Raw genomic sequence first — 17,463 nt, 5'->3', positions numbered from 1 at the left:
CCTGAGCTTCTTTTATTCAATACTTATTGCGTTAACTGGGCAACTAGCCTCTGCTTCTTTAGTGTCATCCCCAGCATCTCCTGGAACCTCATCAACTATAGCTTTGGCCTTTCCATCATCATCCATATCAAATACTGATGGAGATATAGATGGACATAATCCACATCCTATACAAGTTTCCTTATCCACATGTGCTTTCATAAAAATACCTCCTAAAAAATCTACTACAGATTTATTATTTGTAATCTCTCCCTAATTATTCACAAAACAACTGTTAGAATTTATAATATACAAATCTAATTCAAATTGAATCTCTACTTAATCTAAGATATAGATTAATAACTGTAATTTCTAATACTTACTATGTATAATCTTAAAGTTTCATAATCTCTAAATAAAGTCCTAAAAATACTTATTGAAAGATCATATTTAAAACTTTTTCTTAAATATAAATAACCTATAATATATTACAGAAATACGTAACATATCATAGGTTATTATTTAAATATTATATATTTATTTTACTATTGAATTTATTAAGGAAGAATACATATCAATTCCTTTTATATAATCCTCTGCTGTCCCATTTTCTAGATTTTCAACTAAGTCTAGATTTATAGGAAGTTCTCCAAGTAGAGGTATACCTAAATACTCAGCATGCTCTTCTGCTGACTTCTTAGAGAATACCCTTGTTTTCTCTTTGCATCCATTACAAACTATGTATGCCATATTTTCTACTACACCATTCACAGGAACATTTAATTTTTCAGTCATTATTACCACTTTCTTTACAATCATAGATACCATATCCTGTGGAGTTGAAACTATAACCATACTACTTATAGGGAAGCTTTGCATTACAGTAAGAGCTATATCACCAGTACCTGGAGGCATATCTATTAGTAAATAATCAATATCATCCCACTGTGTATCTCCATACATTTGGTTAAGAACTCCATTAATAACAGGACCTCTCCATAAAACTGGTTGATCCTCTTCTTGTGTTAAAAGGTTTATAGATATTACCTTTATTCCTAAAGGTGTAGTAACTGGTATAAACTTAACATCTTGACCATTATCAAGTGGAATTATTTCTGCTCTTTTTTCATTTATTCCAAAAAACCTAGGCATAGATGGACCTGTAATATCTGCATCAAGAACTCCAACCTTAAAGCCCTTCTTTGCAAGTTCTGTAGCAATTATTCCTGTTACAGTACTCTTACCAACTCCTCCTTTACCACTTATAACTCCTATTATGTTTTTTATATGACCATACTTAGGAGTTATTTTACTACAACTTTCCGCTTCCTTAGTTGCTTTTTTAGAACAGTTATTTTTACTTGCACATGTTGAACAATTTCCCATTATTTTTCCCTCTCTTTCTTAAAAATTATCTGGTTTTTCTTTTGTTATATTAATTGACCATCCGCGATCATCATTATTACATACTACATAGTATTTAGTCTCTGAATTATTCTTTTTATCATTCACTGTTATTATACTCTTATATACTTTAGTTTTGTATCCATAAGTTCTAATATTTATAACAGTATCAAATTCCTCTTTATTTTTTTCGATTACCTTAGCATTAGGCATCTTATCATTTAATCTTTCTTTAAAGTATTGTAAATCTATAGATAATATATACTTAGCCACCTCTACATCATCATCTATATTTACTCCTACTTTTTGGCTACTATCAATTTCCTTGCCATAATCATCTATAAACTTTAATAAAATATCATAATATAGTTCCTCAAATTTTCTAGGCTTTCTAAGAGTAGATAGATTTTTTATTATATCATTATCTATTCTTTTTGACACCTGGTAAGAATCCCCATTATCATTGTAAAAATTACCTATACTTTTTTCTTGAAATCCTACTACATAATTAAACTTATATACCTTATCTCCATTTTCATGAATTTCAAATATATAGTCTGGGTCTAATTCTGTTTTATTAGGAACTCTTTTGGCACTAGATAATATTTTATATAAATCTTTTACAGTTCCCTTATCTGTAACTATAAACTTAAATCTCTCATCCCTAGTACTCTGAATAACTATCTTTTCCACCTTATTTTGAGTCATATATTCAAAATCATTATTTTTTAGTCCTGTCTTTACCTTTAATTTATCAATTTTGCTACACCCACCTAATAAAGTTATGATGAGCATTAAAACCACAATATAAGAAAATTTTTTAACCTTCAATTTTAGTTCTTCTCTCCTTTATCTTATATATATTATAAAGTGCTATACCTAATATAAAGATAAACAAAGAAATAAATTGTGATGTAGAAAGCACACCCACATTACCTCTTGGATCATCCCTTAAAAATTCTACTAAAAATCTCCCTACACTATAGCATATTAAGTACATAGAGAACGTTCTTCCCTTTACCTTATTATTTTTATCATACCATATTAAAAATATTGCTAAAACAAAATTAAATATAGCTGAATAGATTTGTGTAGGATGAAGATGAACATTGCTTGGTGCAAAAGGTGATTCTTTAAAAACTATTGCCCAAGGAACATTGGTTTCTGCTCCATAACAACAGCCCGCAAATAAACATCCTATTCTTCCAAATCCCTGTGCTAAAGGTAAACTTGGAGTTATTAAGTCAAAGACCTCCAGTACATCCCATTGCTTTTTCTTGCAATAAATATACGCTCCTAGTGCTCCCCCTATTATAGATCCATATATAACAAACCCTTCTCCAAAGTTTTTAATAATACTTGATGGGTCACTGATAACAAACTTAAAGTCTGTTATTATATGTAGTATTTTCCCTCCTAATACTCCGGATATTACAGCTATTATGGTCATATTTAATATATGATCTTCATTATATCCCTTTTCCTTTGCTCTTTTACTAAGTAATAAAACAGCACTTATAATCCCTATAGCAATCATAAGTCCATATCCATAAATTTTAAAACCCCATAAATCTAACAAGATAGGCTTCATATTACCCTCCTCAATACAAAAAGAGAAGCTGAGCTTAAGCTTCTCTTTATTCCTTTTGCTTAAATTATAATACTTTGATTTTTTTTAAGCAAATTAATTTTTTAAGAATATTAATTATTCATTATAACTAAAGGTTTCTACTATAGTTTTAAATAGTAAAGAGTAGTTCTCCTTATTTTTATCTTTACCCACAAAAAACGAAAACTTTACTACGGAATTGTCTAAATTTATATAGTATTCATAGGCATTATACCCTAACTTTGCTGAATCCATTGTATAGCTCACTTCAAAAGCTTCTTTATTATTAATTCTAGATGAGGAACTTACATAGTTATTATACTCATATTCTTTTACTGCACTATCTTTACTTCTTTCAACAAAGGTCTTTAAAGTTCCATCATCCTTCCATACCTCCACATACCCATGGATGTCTAATAACTTATCAGAAAAATAATTATTATATAATACTTCACTTAAACTATAATCATTTTCCTTAGAAACCCATTCCTTAGGTAAGTTATATATAAGCTTATCATTAAGAGCAGAATACTTTTTTAAATTAATTAAATCACTATTCATAAGAGCCGCTTTCTTTAATTTATTTTCAAAGGTACCTTGAAGTGCAAACAAAACTAAAATTAATCCTATTATAACAAGACTTACTCCAAGCCTCTTCCTATTTATCTCAATCCTTTTCATAACTTCACCTGCCCCCTATTATGTAATTACACGCCCACCTAAATGAGCGTGAAAAATCTTTTATTTATTAAAATTACTTTCTTATTAAACTTTTAATAAGTTAAAAAAGGAAGATATTATTTCATAGGAACTACAATTATAGAATTCTTAAAGTCATAGAACATTAGCCAATATCCCATGTTACTTTCTTTTCCATCCTTATTTTTATCTGCCATCCAAGTCACAAAGCCTGATTTTCCTCCGTATGGCTGATCACCCTTGTCCTTACTTCCTGGTACAGCATAAACTAGATATTTCATAGTTCCATCACCATCATACATAAGACCCATCATATAATGATCATGCTTCTTTATATAAGGATAATAATTCATCATCGGGTAATAAACTATAGTGTATTTATTATAGTTATTGGCATTACACATAGTGTCAAGGTCTTTTACACGCACCTTATACCATCTACACTTAGTCATTTCTTTAAACATGATATTAACTTCTTCAAATCCTTCCATTACACCTTTAAAGAACTCTCCCATGCTACCCTTTGGACACTCTTTTTTCATCATTTCCATTTTTAACTTCATTTCTTCTTCTTCTTTTTTCATCTTTGCTTCTTTTTCTTCTTTCATCTTAAGCTCGTTAGCTTCCTTCTCCATCTTCATCTTGAGCTCGTTAGCTTCCTTTTCCATCTTCATCTGTTCTTCTTTCATTTTCATCTGTTCTTCTTTCATCTTCATTTCTTTAGCTTCTTTTTCTTTTCTCTGTTCATCCCTATAAGCTAGTAATTCCTCTCTGATTTCTCCTTTGATTTCTTCTTTTATCTCTGCTTTAATTTCCTCTTTAATTTCTTCTTTTATCCTATCTTTCAACTCTAATTTTCTATCTTCTTTTACTTTATCTTCTTTTATTTCTTCCTTTATCTCTTCTATGCGATTTTCATACTCTTCAAAGGTATTTTCTCCATCATTACTTTCTATTGAAGTAGTTTTAACTTCCCCTTCAAGGTTCGCATCATCTGGATTTTCTTCATCTCTGCAATCACAATCCTTATCATGGTGTTTTTCCTTATGCTCATGATGCTCTTTATGCTCATGATGCTCCTTATGATCACAGTCTTCTTTGTGTTCTTTCTCCTTATGATCACAGTCATCCTTATGTTTTTTATCTTTATGCTGCTCTTCGCAATCCTTATCTTTTTTCTTATCCTTATCTTCTTTTTTGTATTCTTTCTTTTTAATTTCTTCATTGCAATGAATCATTGTGTACTTTTTAAATCCTTCCGGTATATCGCTAGAAGCAAACCCTGTCATTATATAATAAATTTGTTCACCAATAAACTTAACGACAGCAGCTCCCCCAACTTTATCTATACCTATCCCAGTATTCCCTATATTATCCATTCCACATTCATAGGTAACATCTGCCCTACCATTATCATCTATGTTCAATTTTCCTAGATTGATAAGTCTTTTGCTATCTTTCTTGTTACATATAAGAACCATGTAACAGTTGTCCTTATCTCTCTTTATATTTTGCACATAGAATGACACCTTGCATCTATCACTTTTTGTTTCAACCTTGGCATATCCAGATGTCTGCTTATCATCAGAAATAGAATGACCTTTATCATCTTCTTGTAAAATTATAAAATACCTACTATAAGACTTCTTGCTAGACACTTTAAGGTTACCTCCACATATTTTTATTCACTTATAGTATATGTTTATTATGTAAAAACTTTCCTGTTTTATTAAATTCTATATTTTTATATAAAAAAACTTACCCTTAAACTTAATAATTCTTAAGTTTAAGGGTAAATTTCTAGTAATTTATTTTTTTATAAGATCATATACCGCATCTGAAAGTAGTCCAAATTCTTCTAAAGATAAGGTTTCTCCTCTTCTTTTTTGGTCAATACCTGAGTTTTCAAAAGCTAATGCTAAATCCTCCTTAGAAAGTCCAAGGTTTTTTGTAGCATTCCACAGGGTTTTTCTTCTCATATTAAAGGAATCCCTAACTACCCTAAAGAATAACTCTTCACTCTTTACTTTAACCCTTGGCTCTTCTAACTTATCTAATCTTATTACTATAGAATCTACCTTAGGTCTTGGGATAAATGAAGTTGGCGGAACCCTTCTTACTATTTTAGTATTACAATAATATTGTACTAAAATAGATAAAGCTCCATACTCCTTACAATTTGGTTCTGAATTTATTCTTTCTGCTACTTCCTTTTGGATCATTATTGTTAAAGACTTAAATTTATATCCTCCAGTCAAAAGGTTAGCTATTATTGGTGTTGTAACATAGTATGGAAGATTGGCTGCTAGCTTTACGCTCTCCTCATCTCCTATGATTTCATTAAAGTTAACCTTTAATGCATCTTTATGTACAAGATCAAAATTATCATAGTCCTTTAACTCCTCTGAAAGTATAGGAATTAAATCCGAATCTAACTCTATAGCCGTTACTCTCTTTGCTCTTTCAAGAAGAACCCTAGTTAAAGTACCAACTCCTGGTCCTATCTCTATAACAAAATCTTCTTCATTTATATCTGCTCCATTTACTATATCTAAAAGAACACTATCATCTATTAAGAAATTCTGTCCAAGACTTTTAGTAAATTTAAATTTATATTTCTCTACTATCTCTTTAGTCTTATTATCCATATTCCATCTCCTATGATTATTAAAATAATTACTTTATATCTACTCTAAATTTAGCTTTTTATAAGCTTCTATGAACTCTTCTTTAGTTATTCCAAAATTATTAAGTCTTGATACAAATTGATTAGAATTACAATATCCTATTCCTAGTTCGTAACCAAGCTTCTCTCTTCTCATCTTAGATGTCTTATCTCCAGTAAGTTTAAAAAATACCATATCAGAAGTAGTAAACTCTTCTCTTTTTTCCTTAACAGTACACTTTGCATTGTTTAAAGCTCTTATTATAGCCTCTTCACATGCATTTTCAACACCTATATCATCATCTTTTGTACCCTCACTTTGGCTTATATAGGCATGCTTTATTCCTGGAACCCTTTTTGATATTATTCTTCTTATCTTCTCTCCCGCAAAATCTGGATCAGTAAGAACTATAACTCCCTGTCTTTTTTGGGCTTCCTTTATTCTATCAATGACTTTTTTATTTATTCCAAATCCTCCTACCGCTATTAGCTCTGCATCCACAGCTTTTTTTACGGCAGTTATATCATCTCTACCTTCTACAACAATTACTTCTTTAATCAAAGATATACTTCCTTTCAACTTTAAATCTATATAGTTAAAATGATAATTATGTTTAGTAAAATCCACTCTATTATTATACACATATTTTTATTAAATTAAAATAAGCAGTAGAAGGGGGTATCCCCCTATCCACTGCTTATCCTATGATATATACATTGACATATTTTACTCCCCAGGTATAAACCTCACTGGAAGTATTAAAAAATAAATCTATTTTATCACCCTTAATAGCACCACCAGTATCTTCAGCTATGGCATATCCATAACCTTCAACCCACACCTTTGTACCTAAAGGAATAATTCTTGGATCTACTGCTATAGTACTATATCCACCAGGGTTTCTCTTTGGTTTAGTTCCTGTTGCTGTTATATGATTCCCATTAGAACCACTATTGTAGTAAGCTGTAGCTTTAACCTTCATGGATTTTTTATAAGCTACTTGATCTCCACCACCTCTTGAAAGGCTAAGAGTACTTAAAGTTCCTTGTAAAACTATCTTGTCTACAGGTTCCTTTGTTACATTCTCACTTACTACTTTTCTTGAAACCTCTTTCCCGTCTTCATAAACAACTCTTGTTGTAACTTCTCTTTCTCCTGATTTACCCTCTTGCATAGTCTTATTCTGACTATTTAGTAGATTATCATCTTTCTTAACTACTGTATTAAAATTAATAGGCTCAAGATCTTTAAGAAGCTTGGTTTCAACTCTCACAATGTCAATCTTCATTCCATCTGATACTTTAGAATCCTTAGAAGGGGATATTCTATCCTCAGCTAAATAGTTAATATTCTCAGCTATTAACATAGATTCTATATCATCCTCTGCTGTTAAAAACTCCATTTCTTTTCCATCTACTTCTACCTGAACTTTAACAGCTTTCTTTATATTTATTATGTCATCTTTTCCTATTTGGCTGTCTAAGCTTGGCTCTATCTTGTCTTTCTGTCCAATCTCTATTCTATTGTCCTTAAGAGCTCCGCTTACGGTCCTTTTATAAGTCACTAACTTTTGATTTTTTCCGTCTATAACAACTGTAACTGTTTTTCTCATACTGTAAATTGTAGCAACTAAAGCTATTATCACTAATGATAGCACGAATGCTGCCTTTGGACCGTTTGAAAAGTACTTTGAATAAACTTCTCTAAACTTCTCAACCATATTAAATACCTCCCTCTGGCAAAACATATTGTTTATTATAACGTGCATGTAGAAGCTTGTCAAATTTCAAGTTAAATTGACATCTAACTCATGCACAATGCTACTAAAGCATAACAGTATAAAATTAAAATATGATTGCTTTTTTTTGCCTGAAGGGATCATCTAAACTTAGGTAAGTAAACTTATTATTTTTTATTTATAATTATATTTATATTTGGCATTGCTTTAATTAATTACTAAATTGGAAATTTTTTATATTTTCTATAAAAAGATTTTATATTATAATTCCATATTTAGCAACCTTTTTATATTCTGTGTAGCTTGATTATTTAAATCTTCTATGGAGATCTCTTTAATTTCCGCTATTTTCTCTGCCATATATTTTATATAATTTGATTGGTTTCTTTTTCCTCTATAAGGTGTTGGAGCCATATAAGGACAATCTGTTTCTAGTAATATTCTATTAAGAGGTACTTCTTTTGCTACTTCTAATATTTTTTTAGCATTTTTAAAAGTTACAACTCCTGTAAATCCTATGTAATATCCTATCTTTAAACATTCCTTAGCAAACTCTGGGCTTCCTGAAAAACAATGAACAACCCCATTTACTTCTTTGAATTCCTTAAGAATATCAAGAGTATCCTTGTGAGCATCCCTATCATGTATAACCACTGGTAAGTTAAGCTTTCTTGCAAGATTCATTTGTTTTCTGAAAGCTTCCTTTTGCACTTCCTTAGGGGGATTACTCTCCCAATAATAATCAAGACCTATCTCTCCTATAGCTTTTACTTTATGGAAGGATGTCATATCCTCTATTTCCTTTAAAACTTCATCATTTACTTTATCTGCATACTCTGGATGAACACCAACTGCAGCATAAAAGAAATCATACTTCTTAGAGAGTTCAAAAGAAGCCCTTGCTCCTTCTATAGAAGACCCACAGTTAAGTACTCCTATGACCCCTTCATTTCGTATTTCCTCTATAACTTTATCTCTATCCTCATCAAAAGATTCATCATCATAATGTGCATGGGAATCAAATATCTTTAGCTCCATTGTAAGAACCTCCTTTTATTTACTAGTTCTTTCTGTTTATCATATAAATTATACATTAATCTATTGAATAAGTATATTTAGTTATCCTATTGGAAAAATATATAATGTATGCGATTTCTAAAATTTACAATTTAGGAGGTTTTATTTTTAATGAAAGGTAATGTAAAATGGTTTAATTCTAAAAAGGGTTATGGTTTCATAACAACAGAAGCTAATGAAGATGTTTTTGTACACTACTCCTCAATACTTGGGGATGGATTTAAAACCTTAGAAGAAGGTGAAGCTGTTAATTTTGACTTAGCTGAGGGGAAAAATGGAAAGCAAGCTGTTAATGTAATAAGTAATAGTGTAATTTAACTATCTTACTTCAAGTGTATGAAAATAAATACACTAAAAAACAGGATTTACCACTAGTCTAATATGGTAAATCCTATTTTTTGTTCTTAATTTATTATATAAAACAAAGTAGATTAAATATTAAAAATCTCCTTTACTTTTTCTAAAGTAAAGAAAAATTTAATTTCGTCTTATTTTCTGTATATACTTTTACAACTATATAAAAGTATAGTAGCCTTCTTCTTATTATATGGACGAAATTATTGGATTTAAAAGTCCTATTATCCCTCCAAGTAAGGCCCCTAACCAAGTTATAGCCTTAAGTTCTTTGCTTGCTATTCCCAATATAAGTTCTTCTGCAAATTCTACAGGGAAGGTATTAATTTGCTTTTCCACTATTCCCTTAACATTTAAAATTTCCACTAACTCTTCCCCTTGATTTTCAATAAACTTTCCATATGTAGTTTTTACTAAAGGTACAAGAGTAGCTGATAACATCTCTTCCTTACCTTTTAAAATATCCTTAATAGATAAATTCATAATCTTATCCAGTACCTTATTTATAGTGGTGTCATTAAAAATCTCATGGCATATTTTATTGCTTATATAGGATACCCCTTCATTATTATACTCATCCTCTAAATATCCAACTAATTCTTTTACTTCTCTGCCACATGCCCTATCTATTAAATTATCTAAAGCCATTACTATCTCTTCTTGAACACTGTCTTTATATATATTTTCCTCTATAAATGTAATTACCTTATTATATATAGCATCTCCATTTACAAACATAGCCATTAATGGATTTACATTGTCTGATATTCCTTTTGATATAGCACTTTTTAGTTTAATTGCATTTTGTGGTTCTTTTATTAAGCTTAATATATAAAGACTTATATCCAATCTATTTTTATCCACATAACCTTTTAATCCTTCTACCGGCTTATCCCCCACTAAGTCTAATACTCTATAATTGTTACTTACTATATGTTCCTTCTTTTCTAGTAATATATCTTCTATGACTTCTTGAAATGTACCCTTATCCCTTAATTCTTTTATATCGTCATATATATTATTTCTTAAAGGTAATAAAATCTCCCCTAGTTTTCTATTAGAAGATGAAATATAGTTTATCTTGTCTTTAACTAAGACTTCTATGTGATTATAAACATCCTTACTACATAGGGCTTCTATTAAATTTTCCTTTGACAATAAATGCTCCCCTACTGTCTCTCCAACACTTTTTGCTATTCTTTGTCTTTCTTTAGGTATAAGTCCTGGAGTAAATGGAACTTTGAATCCTAGTACTCTCTTTTCTTCATAAGGCCTAAACAACATTTTTATAGCAAGCCAGTTAGTTATGTATCCTATTATAGCTCCCACTATACAAGGTATTAAAATTTTCATAAAAATCCTCCTTTTAACTTATGCTTCTATTTAATATACCTATACTTATAATAAATTTTAATATTTTGTACCCATTAGTACAATTCTATATTGATTATATTGTGAGATGATAAATATTTCAACTTATAATTCCATATATGTATTTTCTTCTTTTCTATTTTAATAATTCCAAATAACAGTTATAATTATTATTAACTATTATCAATTATAAATCATTATTAACTTTAAGGTGGTTATATGAAAAATTTTAATTACATAGGTACACTAAAAGAAAATAAACTTTTCAAAGTATTCACAGAGCAAGAAATAGAAAATTTGTTAGAAAACCTACGTTATTCTGTTAAGGATTATGGAAAAGAGGACATAATCTTTATGGAAGATGAGCCTTGTAAAAGTCTAAGTATAATTCTTAAGGGATCTGTTGAAATTCAAAAGATTGATAGCTCTGGAAAGGTTCTTAAGGTTTCAAAATTTAAAGCTGGAGATGTTTTTGGAGAAAATCTTCTTTTTGGCGATAAAAATGCCTATCCTATGACAGTGGTATCAACAGATAACTCCTTAATAATGCACATTTCAAAAACCTCTCTATCAAAGCTTTGTGAAAATCACCCTAATTTTTTATATGAATTCTTAAAAATTCAATCTAATAAAGCTCTTGCTTTAAGTAGTAAAATAAAAGAAGTTACCTTAAAAACTATAAAGCAAAAAGTATGTGAGTTTTTATTAAATGAATATGAAAAAAATAAGGATACTACAATAAAGCTATCTATGTCAAAGAAGGAATGGGCAGATAGCCTTGGTGTTCAAAGGCCTTCACTATCTAGAGAGCTTATAAAACTTAAAGAAGAGGGAGTAATTGATTACCACAAAGAATATATCATAATAAAAGATATAGAAATCCTTGAGGATTTACTTTTATAGAACGAATCTTCCTTCAGGTGGTGTTCTTTCCACCATCCGCGTGTAAGATGAGTTAATCTAGGATTGTCACAACTGTTATCCCCCATCTTACACGCGGATGGAGGTGTTACAGCTTATATCTATAAGATAAACTTAATCTTTTCTAAACAGATACTAAAGTTAATTTCACCTAGTTTTAGTTAAGTTAAAATGAAAAGACACTAGAGAAATTTATTACTTATAATAATTTCTCTAGTGTCTTTTATATTTAAATACTCCTATTTCTTAAACTTTTTATTTTTTAATAACACATTGGTGTTTATTGTATCTTTTACATTTTCTTTTACTTCTCTTTTAATTTTCTTTTCTTTAGGCTGATTTTCTATTGTTATTTTTTTAGGAGATTCATTCTTACCTCTTACATTAATAGTATTTTTACTCGTTCTTACCTTTTCCATTAAGGGTTTTACATAATAGCTAATATCTATATTAAACCTTCTTAAAGCTATATCTATTAAAAAGATAATAACGGATAATCCTATTAATAAAAATGTAAGGTCCTTATAAGCTTTTTTTACCTTTAATTCTCCTTTGAACACATCTTCTGGATTATTTATAAAGGATGCTATTCCTTCCTTATTAAGAAAATCTAAGAAATTATTTTTATTATCTCTTATATTATATTCTGGTGAATATTGCATAGCATAGGCAGAGTTTTGCACAGTAATAATTTCTCCATTTTTTGTGGATTTAACATTTACCATATAAACTCCACTATCTTTAAGATCAATTTCCCCACTATATTTTCCAGGAGATATGGAGTAAAGCTTAGTCTCTAATTTCTCTCCATCTGGCCTTACTATGGTTGCCATAGTATCTAATTCTTCATTGTTATTCTTATCTTCGAAATTTATATTTAGCTTATCTCCATCATTACTAAAGGATATTATTGAATCATCCTCATTATAATTACTTATGGTATAACCTATTATATTTTGCCAAAGCTTTAGATTATCTTGCCAAGTGGTATAGTTTTTTGACCACTTACCTGATAGATCTGAATTCCACGCTACAGTTTTACCAAGTCCATATTGCCAAGCTGTAAGAATAGGATCATCCTCATCACTTTTTAGTATCCTTCTTGCCTTATCCTTTTCTGAAGCCCCTATATATCCAAGTAAGTTTGGAAATCCTTCATTAAACCCTTTAAGTATTGAGTGATTAGAAGATATTATAGGAGTAAATTCTCTATTATTTAAATACTTTTTTGTAGCCATCATGGTCTCTTTAGCAAAAATAGCTGGTATACTACTTGAATCTGTTACCTCATAAAACCTTCCATGACATTCCTTAGCAATACTTTCAAGAAGGTTTCTATCAGAATCTAGTCCTACCGCCACTGTAGATGCTGTTATCTCATTATCATTTATAGCCTTTAATACAGATTCATATCCACTATTTTCTGCCTGTCCATCCGTAAGTAAAATTATATGCTTTATTTTTGCATCACTTTCTTTTAAGGATTCATAGCCTGCGTTTAAGGCTGGTAATATACTAGTTCCTCCATCTGCCCTTATACTTCCAATATCTGCTTCAATATCTTCTGGGTTATCTACAACTTTTCTTTCTACTACCCATTTATAAGAACCATCAAAAGTAAGAACTCCTATTTCATCTTTTCCTTTTCTAAGAGATTTTAAGCTCCTTATAGCTGCTTCCTTCGCCATCTCCATTTTATTTATTCCATCACTACCTGCTGTCATACTTCCAGACTTATCTATAACAAGCATAAGACTCATCTTAGGGATTTCCTTCTTCCCCTTCATTTCCATATTTACTGGAAGTATTTTTTCTAGTGGTGTATCAAAATATCCTCCAAGAGCAAAGGAATTATCTCCTCCTAAAGCTATATATCCTCCACCAAAATCTCTTACATAACTTTCTATATTAGTCATAAACCCATTATTTAAATTTTCTGCTGAAACATTACAGGTTATTATAGATTTATATACCATCATATCTTCAATTGCTCTAGGTGCTAGGTGAGATTTTATAACTTTATACTCCATTTGAGATTTTTTAAGAACCTCAGAAACTCCAACACTTTCCCCCTCTTTATCCTCTATAACTAAAACCTTTGGAGTATCTGATACATTCACAAAAGCAACTGCTTCATTATTTCTTTTTTCACTATCCTCTTCTGGATCTAATACAACCTTGTAAGCTTTAAAGCCCCCACTTGTTGCCTTATCCTTAAATACAAATCTATTTTCTCCACTTTGAAGGTCTACACTCTCTTCTCCTATTTTTTCTCTACCATTATATAAATGTAACTTTGACTTATTGGTAGTTGTACTATTTATATTTATAACCAAGTTGAACTCTTGCCCCATATTAAGTTTCTCTGGCAAAGATAAACCTTCAACTGATACTTCTTTTCCTAAATTCTTCTCAGATTTAGATACCTTAACCTCTATCCCTTGTTCCTTTAGAGTATCTAAGGTTCTTTGTCCTAGCCCCTTATTTTCTTCCCCATCACTTAATATAACTAATCTTTTTTTCGAATCATTAGGGAATAAAGATACTGCTGAATTTATAGCTCCTTCTAAGTTGGTATAACTTCCTAGTATATTCCCTTCTATCTTTTTAAAAGATGGGTCCTTGGATATAAAACTTTCTATTTGAGTATTTTCCCCAAAGGATATAATCCCAATTAAATCCTTATTTCCTTTACCTTCTATAGCCTTTCCTACAAAGGTTTCAATATCTAAACGATTTGAATAATTAGAATCTGATGAATCCAAAAGAAATATTGTACTTACCTTGTCTACATTCCAATAAATTTTAAATCCACCTAAAGCTAGTGATAGTAAAATTATTATTATACTTCTTATAACTGTACCTTGAACTTTCTTCTCTCTATTTAATCCTCGGGAGAGTCTTGCAAATATTATAACTAAAGCTATAAGTACCGGTATAGCTATAAGCACATATGGATTTCCTATTTGTATCCCCATAGTTCCTCTCCCTTCGTGTATACAAACCATTCCATCATAAGTAGTAATAGAATGGCTATTATTATATACTTTTGTATACTTCTTGAAGCTCTTATATCCACTTTATTGTTTATTACATTATTAGTGACTTCTCCTTCAATAGAAATATTACTTTCCTCCTTAGGAAAATTAACCACAAAATTATATTTTATCTCCCTATCATCTACTTTCTGAGTAACCTCATACACCCCAACCTCTTCCCCTACTATAGAAAGTCCTTTATTAATATCTAAAGTCTTGGTTTTAGAGGACGGAGATTTTATATTCACCTCTTTTGCTGAACTATTAATATCTAAAGCTATTTTTTCCCCAGCATAAAAACTTCTTTTACTCATAAAGTTCCTATCCATCATATATGAAACTAAATTATTCATAAATATAGGAAATTCTGGCTTTAAAGGAAAATCAGTATTGTGTAAATCAAACCCTAATACTCCTATTTTTCTATTCCTTTCCATGCCTACAAAACCTATGGTCTTATTATTGGATGAGAAAATATTTTCTCCCCAATGGGGCTTTTCTAGGGTAGAATATCTAGCTGAAACAAAAGATGATTTACTCATAAACTTAGTTATATTATGAATATCAGGTTTAAATTCTTCCCCCTCTGAAGAACCTTCTATTTTAAAAATACTTGTGTCTTCATAAGGATTTATAAATAAGGCATTTATATCATTATTAATGGTTTTAGGGGTTTGTCCATCAAAAATATATAAGTCATACCCTGTAGGTATATTGTCTATATCATTTCCTTTATAAACTTCTATATCCTTCATCCCATTTAAAGCTTTCTCTAAGAATATATTTTTATCTGTAAAAACCATAATCTTAGAAGAAGTTTTACTCTTAAGTACAGAATATATCCTATTATCCTCCTCTAATGAATCTTTTTTACTTATTTCAGCCCATAAAGTGCTGTAATCACCTTTGAAACCATCAAAATATATATTTTTAGTTTCTCCCTTTTTAACATCTAAGGTTTTCACATCTATAAGCTTATCATCCCCATAAAGACTTATATCTGCTGTATCATCCTCTAACCCATAGTTTATTATCCTAACCATGACCTTTACCTCTTCCCCTTTTCTAGAGTTTGATATAAAGTCTAAAGCTAGATTATTAGAAGTTTTTGATGGGTTAATTAATCTTCCTTTTAAATCTTTAAATTCTATATTTCTATCGCTTATAGCTACTATATTATAGGCTTTCATATCCTTGCTTAAGGACTTTAAAAGAGAATAAGAATTTTCAATGTCCCCTTTTTCATTGCTAGGTTCTAATGACTTTATCTTTCCTAATACTTCTCCCTTATCTCTAGATGAGGAAATTTCCACCTTATTGCTTCCCCCACTTGATATAAGAGTTATGGAAGTTGCCTTAGATAAATTTTTCACTATATCCTCAGCATAATCCTTTCCTAAATTAAACCTAGACTTTCCATCATTATTTAATGCCTTCATACTTCCTGAAGTATCTATAATTAATATTAAGTCCTCATCCCCTCTTCCTTTCATTGATATATAAGGATTAGCTATGGATAATATTAAAAGTAATATTAAAAGTAGTTGTATAAAGAACAATATGTTTTTTCTAAGCTTATCAAAGGGTCTTCTCGCTTCCGTATTTCTTATGACTTCTTTCCATAGATAAAGACTTGAAACTTCCTCTTCCTTAAGTTTTTGCTTTAGAATATACATTAATATAAATAAAGGTATGGATAATAAAAACCATAGGCCTTTTGTATCAGCTAATGTCATATTATCCCCTCCTTAGTAAAGTTCTCAAAGATAACCTTATCTAACGAATCCTGAGAGTTTATTTGAATATAATTTCCTCCTGCTCTCTTTACCTTATCCTTAATATGAGAAATAAAAGAGTTAAGTCTTTTATTGTACTCTTTTATAACTCTTCCATTAAGAGTTACTATTACCTTCTCCCCTGTTTCCCCATCTCTTAAGGTCAATTCTCCATTAAGCTTTGGTCTTAGTTCCTCTTCATGGAGAATATGAAGAAATAGGATTTTTTGTCTTTTATACATAAGATAGTTTATGGCCTCATCTAAATTATCCTTTAGGAAACCATCAGTTATAATTATTGATATCCCTTTACCTCCTACGTTTTTTCTTTTTAATAGGTAAGGTAAATTACTCTCTCCCTTGAAATCAGTTTCTTTTAAAAAATCTATAAGACTATTAAACATCCCTTTTCCCATATATTTAGGGGATGATATTATTTCCTTATTTACCGTCTTATTTATACATACTCTATCTAAGTTATTTAAGGCTATATAGGAAAATACGGCACTAAGCCTTAGTGCCATTATTCCTTTAGACTCATCTTTAAAACCCATAGACTTACTACAATCTAAAAATATGTTTACAAAAGCCTCTCTTTCCTCCATAAAAAGTTTTACAAAAAGCTTCTCAAATCTTCCGTAAGCTCTCCAGTCTATCCTTCTAAAGTCATCTCCATGAACATACTCTCTAAAATCTGAAAATTCTACAGAACTTCCTTTACTTTTAGACTTTCGCCCTCCAAGTGCTCCATCATTCATAATTAAAGAAGAATGAAGAGCTATGCCTTCAAGCTTCTTAAAAAAATCGCTATCAAATATTTTATCCTTCATAA

The 17,463-nt window shown here is 30.1% G+C and carries 16 protein-coding genes; 2 read left to right on the top strand and 14 right to left on the bottom strand.

The window, feature by feature from the left end:
• Positions 1-12: 12 nt before the first annotated feature.
• From BR69_RS0106910 to BR69_RS0106865, 10 genes are all read right to left on the bottom strand, one after another.
• On the bottom strand, positions 13-201 hold the full coding sequence (locus BR69_RS0106910; RefSeq protein WP_027632534.1) for a ferredoxin: 189 nt from the start codon (positions 199-201) through the stop codon (positions 13-15).
• A 315-nt stretch (positions 202-516) separates the two neighbouring features.
• Positions 517-1,365: an Mrp/NBP35 family ATP-binding protein gene (locus BR69_RS0106905; RefSeq protein WP_027632533.1), complete on the bottom strand. Its 849-nt coding sequence runs from the start codon at positions 1,363-1,365 to the stop codon at positions 517-519.
• A gap of 18 nt (positions 1,366-1,383) precedes the next feature.
• Positions 1,384-2,214 carry a YhfM domain-containing protein gene (locus tag BR69_RS0106900; RefSeq protein ID WP_027632532.1) on the bottom strand — a complete coding sequence of 277 codons (831 nt, stop codon included), beginning with the start codon at positions 2,212-2,214 and terminating at the stop codon, positions 1,384-1,386.
• Entirely contained in the window at positions 2,204-2,974 is a 771-nt protein-coding gene (locus BR69_RS0106895) for a prolipoprotein diacylglyceryl transferase (RefSeq protein ID WP_027632531.1), read from the bottom strand. The genes BR69_RS0106900 and BR69_RS0106895 overlap by 11 nt, the downstream gene beginning before the upstream one ends.
• Before the next feature lie 114 nt (positions 2,975-3,088).
• Positions 3,089-3,673, bottom strand: coding sequence for a hypothetical protein (locus BR69_RS20130; protein ID WP_051623527.1), 585 nt, complete (start codon positions 3,671-3,673; stop codon positions 3,089-3,091).
• Positions 3,674-3,789: 116 nt separating this feature from the next.
• Positions 3,790-5,349 carry a DUF7922 domain-containing protein gene (locus BR69_RS21680; RefSeq protein WP_027632530.1) on the bottom strand — a complete coding sequence of 520 codons (1,560 nt, stop codon included), beginning with the start codon at positions 5,347-5,349 and terminating at the stop codon, positions 3,790-3,792.
• A 150-nt stretch (positions 5,350-5,499) separates the two neighbouring features.
• On the bottom strand, positions 5,500-6,339 hold the full coding sequence (gene rsmA, locus BR69_RS0106880) for a 16S rRNA (adenine(1518)-N(6)/adenine(1519)-N(6))-dimethyltransferase RsmA (protein WP_027632529.1): 840 nt from the start codon (positions 6,337-6,339) through the stop codon (positions 5,500-5,502).
• Between the two features lie 39 nt (positions 6,340-6,378).
• Complete coding sequence (gene rnmV, locus BR69_RS0106875) at positions 6,379-6,918, bottom strand: ribonuclease M5 (protein ID WP_027632528.1); 540 nt, start codon at positions 6,916-6,918, stop codon at positions 6,379-6,381.
• 136 nt (positions 6,919-7,054) lie between these two features.
• Positions 7,055-8,077, bottom strand: coding sequence for a G5 and 3D domain-containing protein (locus BR69_RS0106870; RefSeq protein ID WP_027632527.1), 1,023 nt, complete (start codon positions 8,075-8,077; stop codon positions 7,055-7,057).
• Positions 8,078-8,356: 279 nt separating this feature from the next.
• Positions 8,357-9,133 carry a TatD family hydrolase gene (locus BR69_RS0106865; protein ID WP_027632526.1) on the bottom strand — a complete coding sequence of 259 codons (777 nt, stop codon included), beginning with the start codon at positions 9,131-9,133 and terminating at the stop codon, positions 8,357-8,359.
• A gap of 150 nt (positions 9,134-9,283) precedes the next feature.
• Here BR69_RS0106865 and BR69_RS0106860 point away from each other — a divergent pair, with 150 nt between their 5' ends.
• A complete protein-coding gene (locus BR69_RS0106860) occupies positions 9,284-9,490 on the top strand; it encodes a cold shock domain-containing protein (RefSeq protein WP_027632525.1) in 207 nt (68 codons plus the stop codon).
• Positions 9,491-9,715: 225 nt separating this feature from the next.
• On the opposite strand, the gene BR69_RS0106855 is transcribed toward BR69_RS0106860, so the two are convergent.
• Positions 9,716-10,879, bottom strand: a complete 1,164-nt coding sequence (locus BR69_RS0106855; RefSeq protein WP_027632524.1) for a DUF445 domain-containing protein — start codon at positions 10,877-10,879, stop codon at positions 9,716-9,718.
• Between the two features lie 237 nt (positions 10,880-11,116).
• Between BR69_RS0106855 and BR69_RS0106850 the strand changes: the two genes are divergently transcribed.
• Complete coding sequence (locus BR69_RS0106850; protein ID WP_027632523.1) at positions 11,117-11,800, top strand: Crp/Fnr family transcriptional regulator; 684 nt, start codon at positions 11,117-11,119, stop codon at positions 11,798-11,800.
• A 257-nt stretch (positions 11,801-12,057) separates the two neighbouring features.
• Here the strand turns inward: BR69_RS0106850 and BR69_RS20125 are convergent, their stop codons facing one another.
• From BR69_RS20125 to BR69_RS0106835, 3 genes are read right to left on the bottom strand one after another with little or no spacing between them, the layout of a single operon-like run.
• Positions 12,058-14,796 (bottom strand): VWA domain-containing protein, encoded by a 2,739-nt coding sequence (locus BR69_RS20125; RefSeq protein WP_051623526.1) that lies wholly within the window; start codon positions 14,794-14,796, stop codon positions 12,058-12,060.
• Entirely contained in the window at positions 14,781-16,592 is a 1,812-nt protein-coding gene (locus BR69_RS0106840) for a vWA domain-containing protein (RefSeq protein ID WP_027632522.1), read from the bottom strand. Before BR69_RS0106840 ends, BR69_RS20125 begins: the two co-directional genes overlap by 16 nt.
• Entirely contained in the window at positions 16,589-17,461 is an 873-nt protein-coding gene (locus BR69_RS0106835; protein WP_027632521.1) for a DUF58 domain-containing protein, read from the bottom strand. The genes BR69_RS0106840 and BR69_RS0106835 overlap by 4 nt, the downstream gene beginning before the upstream one ends.
• Between the last annotated feature and the right edge of the window lie 2 nt (positions 17,462-17,463).

The organism is Clostridium hydrogeniformans DSM 21757 (assembly GCF_000686705.1).
Classification (GTDB): Bacteria; Bacillota; Clostridia; order Clostridiales; family Clostridiaceae; genus Clostridium_Z; species Clostridium_Z hydrogeniformans.
This window is presented reverse-complemented; position numbering and strand designations above follow the sequence as displayed.

Coding starts and splice junctions, on each gene's coding strand:
- BR69_RS0106910 (WP_027632534.1), bottom strand. CDS start 201: ATGAAAGCACATGTGGATAAGGAAACTTGTATAGGATGTGGATTATGT.
- BR69_RS0106905 (WP_027632533.1), bottom strand. CDS start 1,365: ATGGGAAATTGTTCAACATGTGCAAGTAAAAATAACTGTTCTAAAAAA.
- BR69_RS0106895 (WP_027632531.1), bottom strand. CDS start 2,974: ATGAAGCCTATCTTGTTAGATTTATGGGGTTTTAAAATTTATGGATAT.
- BR69_RS20130 (WP_051623527.1), bottom strand. CDS start 3,673: ATGAAAAGGATTGAGATAAATAGGAAGAGGCTTGGAGTAAGTCTTGTT.
- rsmA (WP_027632529.1), bottom strand. CDS start 6,339: ATGGATAATAAGACTAAAGAGATAGTAGAGAAATATAAATTTAAATTT.
- BR69_RS0106870 (WP_027632527.1), bottom strand. CDS start 8,077: ATGGTTGAGAAGTTTAGAGAAGTTTATTCAAAGTACTTTTCAAACGGT.
- BR69_RS0106865 (WP_027632526.1), bottom strand. CDS start 9,133: ATGGAGCTAAAGATATTTGATTCCCATGCACATTATGATGATGAATCT.
- BR69_RS0106860 (WP_027632525.1), top strand. CDS start 9,284: ATGAAAGGTAATGTAAAATGGTTTAATTCTAAAAAGGGTTATGGTTTC.
- BR69_RS0106855 (WP_027632524.1), bottom strand. CDS start 10,879: ATGAAAATTTTAATACCTTGTATAGTGGGAGCTATAATAGGATACATA.
- BR69_RS0106850 (WP_027632523.1), top strand. CDS start 11,117: ATGAAAAATTTTAATTACATAGGTACACTAAAAGAAAATAAACTTTTC.
- BR69_RS20125 (WP_051623526.1), bottom strand. CDS start 14,796: ATGGGGATACAAATAGGAAATCCATATGTGCTTATAGCTATACCGGTA.
- BR69_RS0106840 (WP_027632522.1), bottom strand. CDS start 16,592: ATGACATTAGCTGATACAAAAGGCCTATGGTTTTTATTATCCATACCT.
- BR69_RS0106835 (WP_027632521.1), bottom strand. CDS start 17,461: ATGAAGGATAAAATATTTGATAGCGATTTTTTTAAGAAGCTTGAAGGC.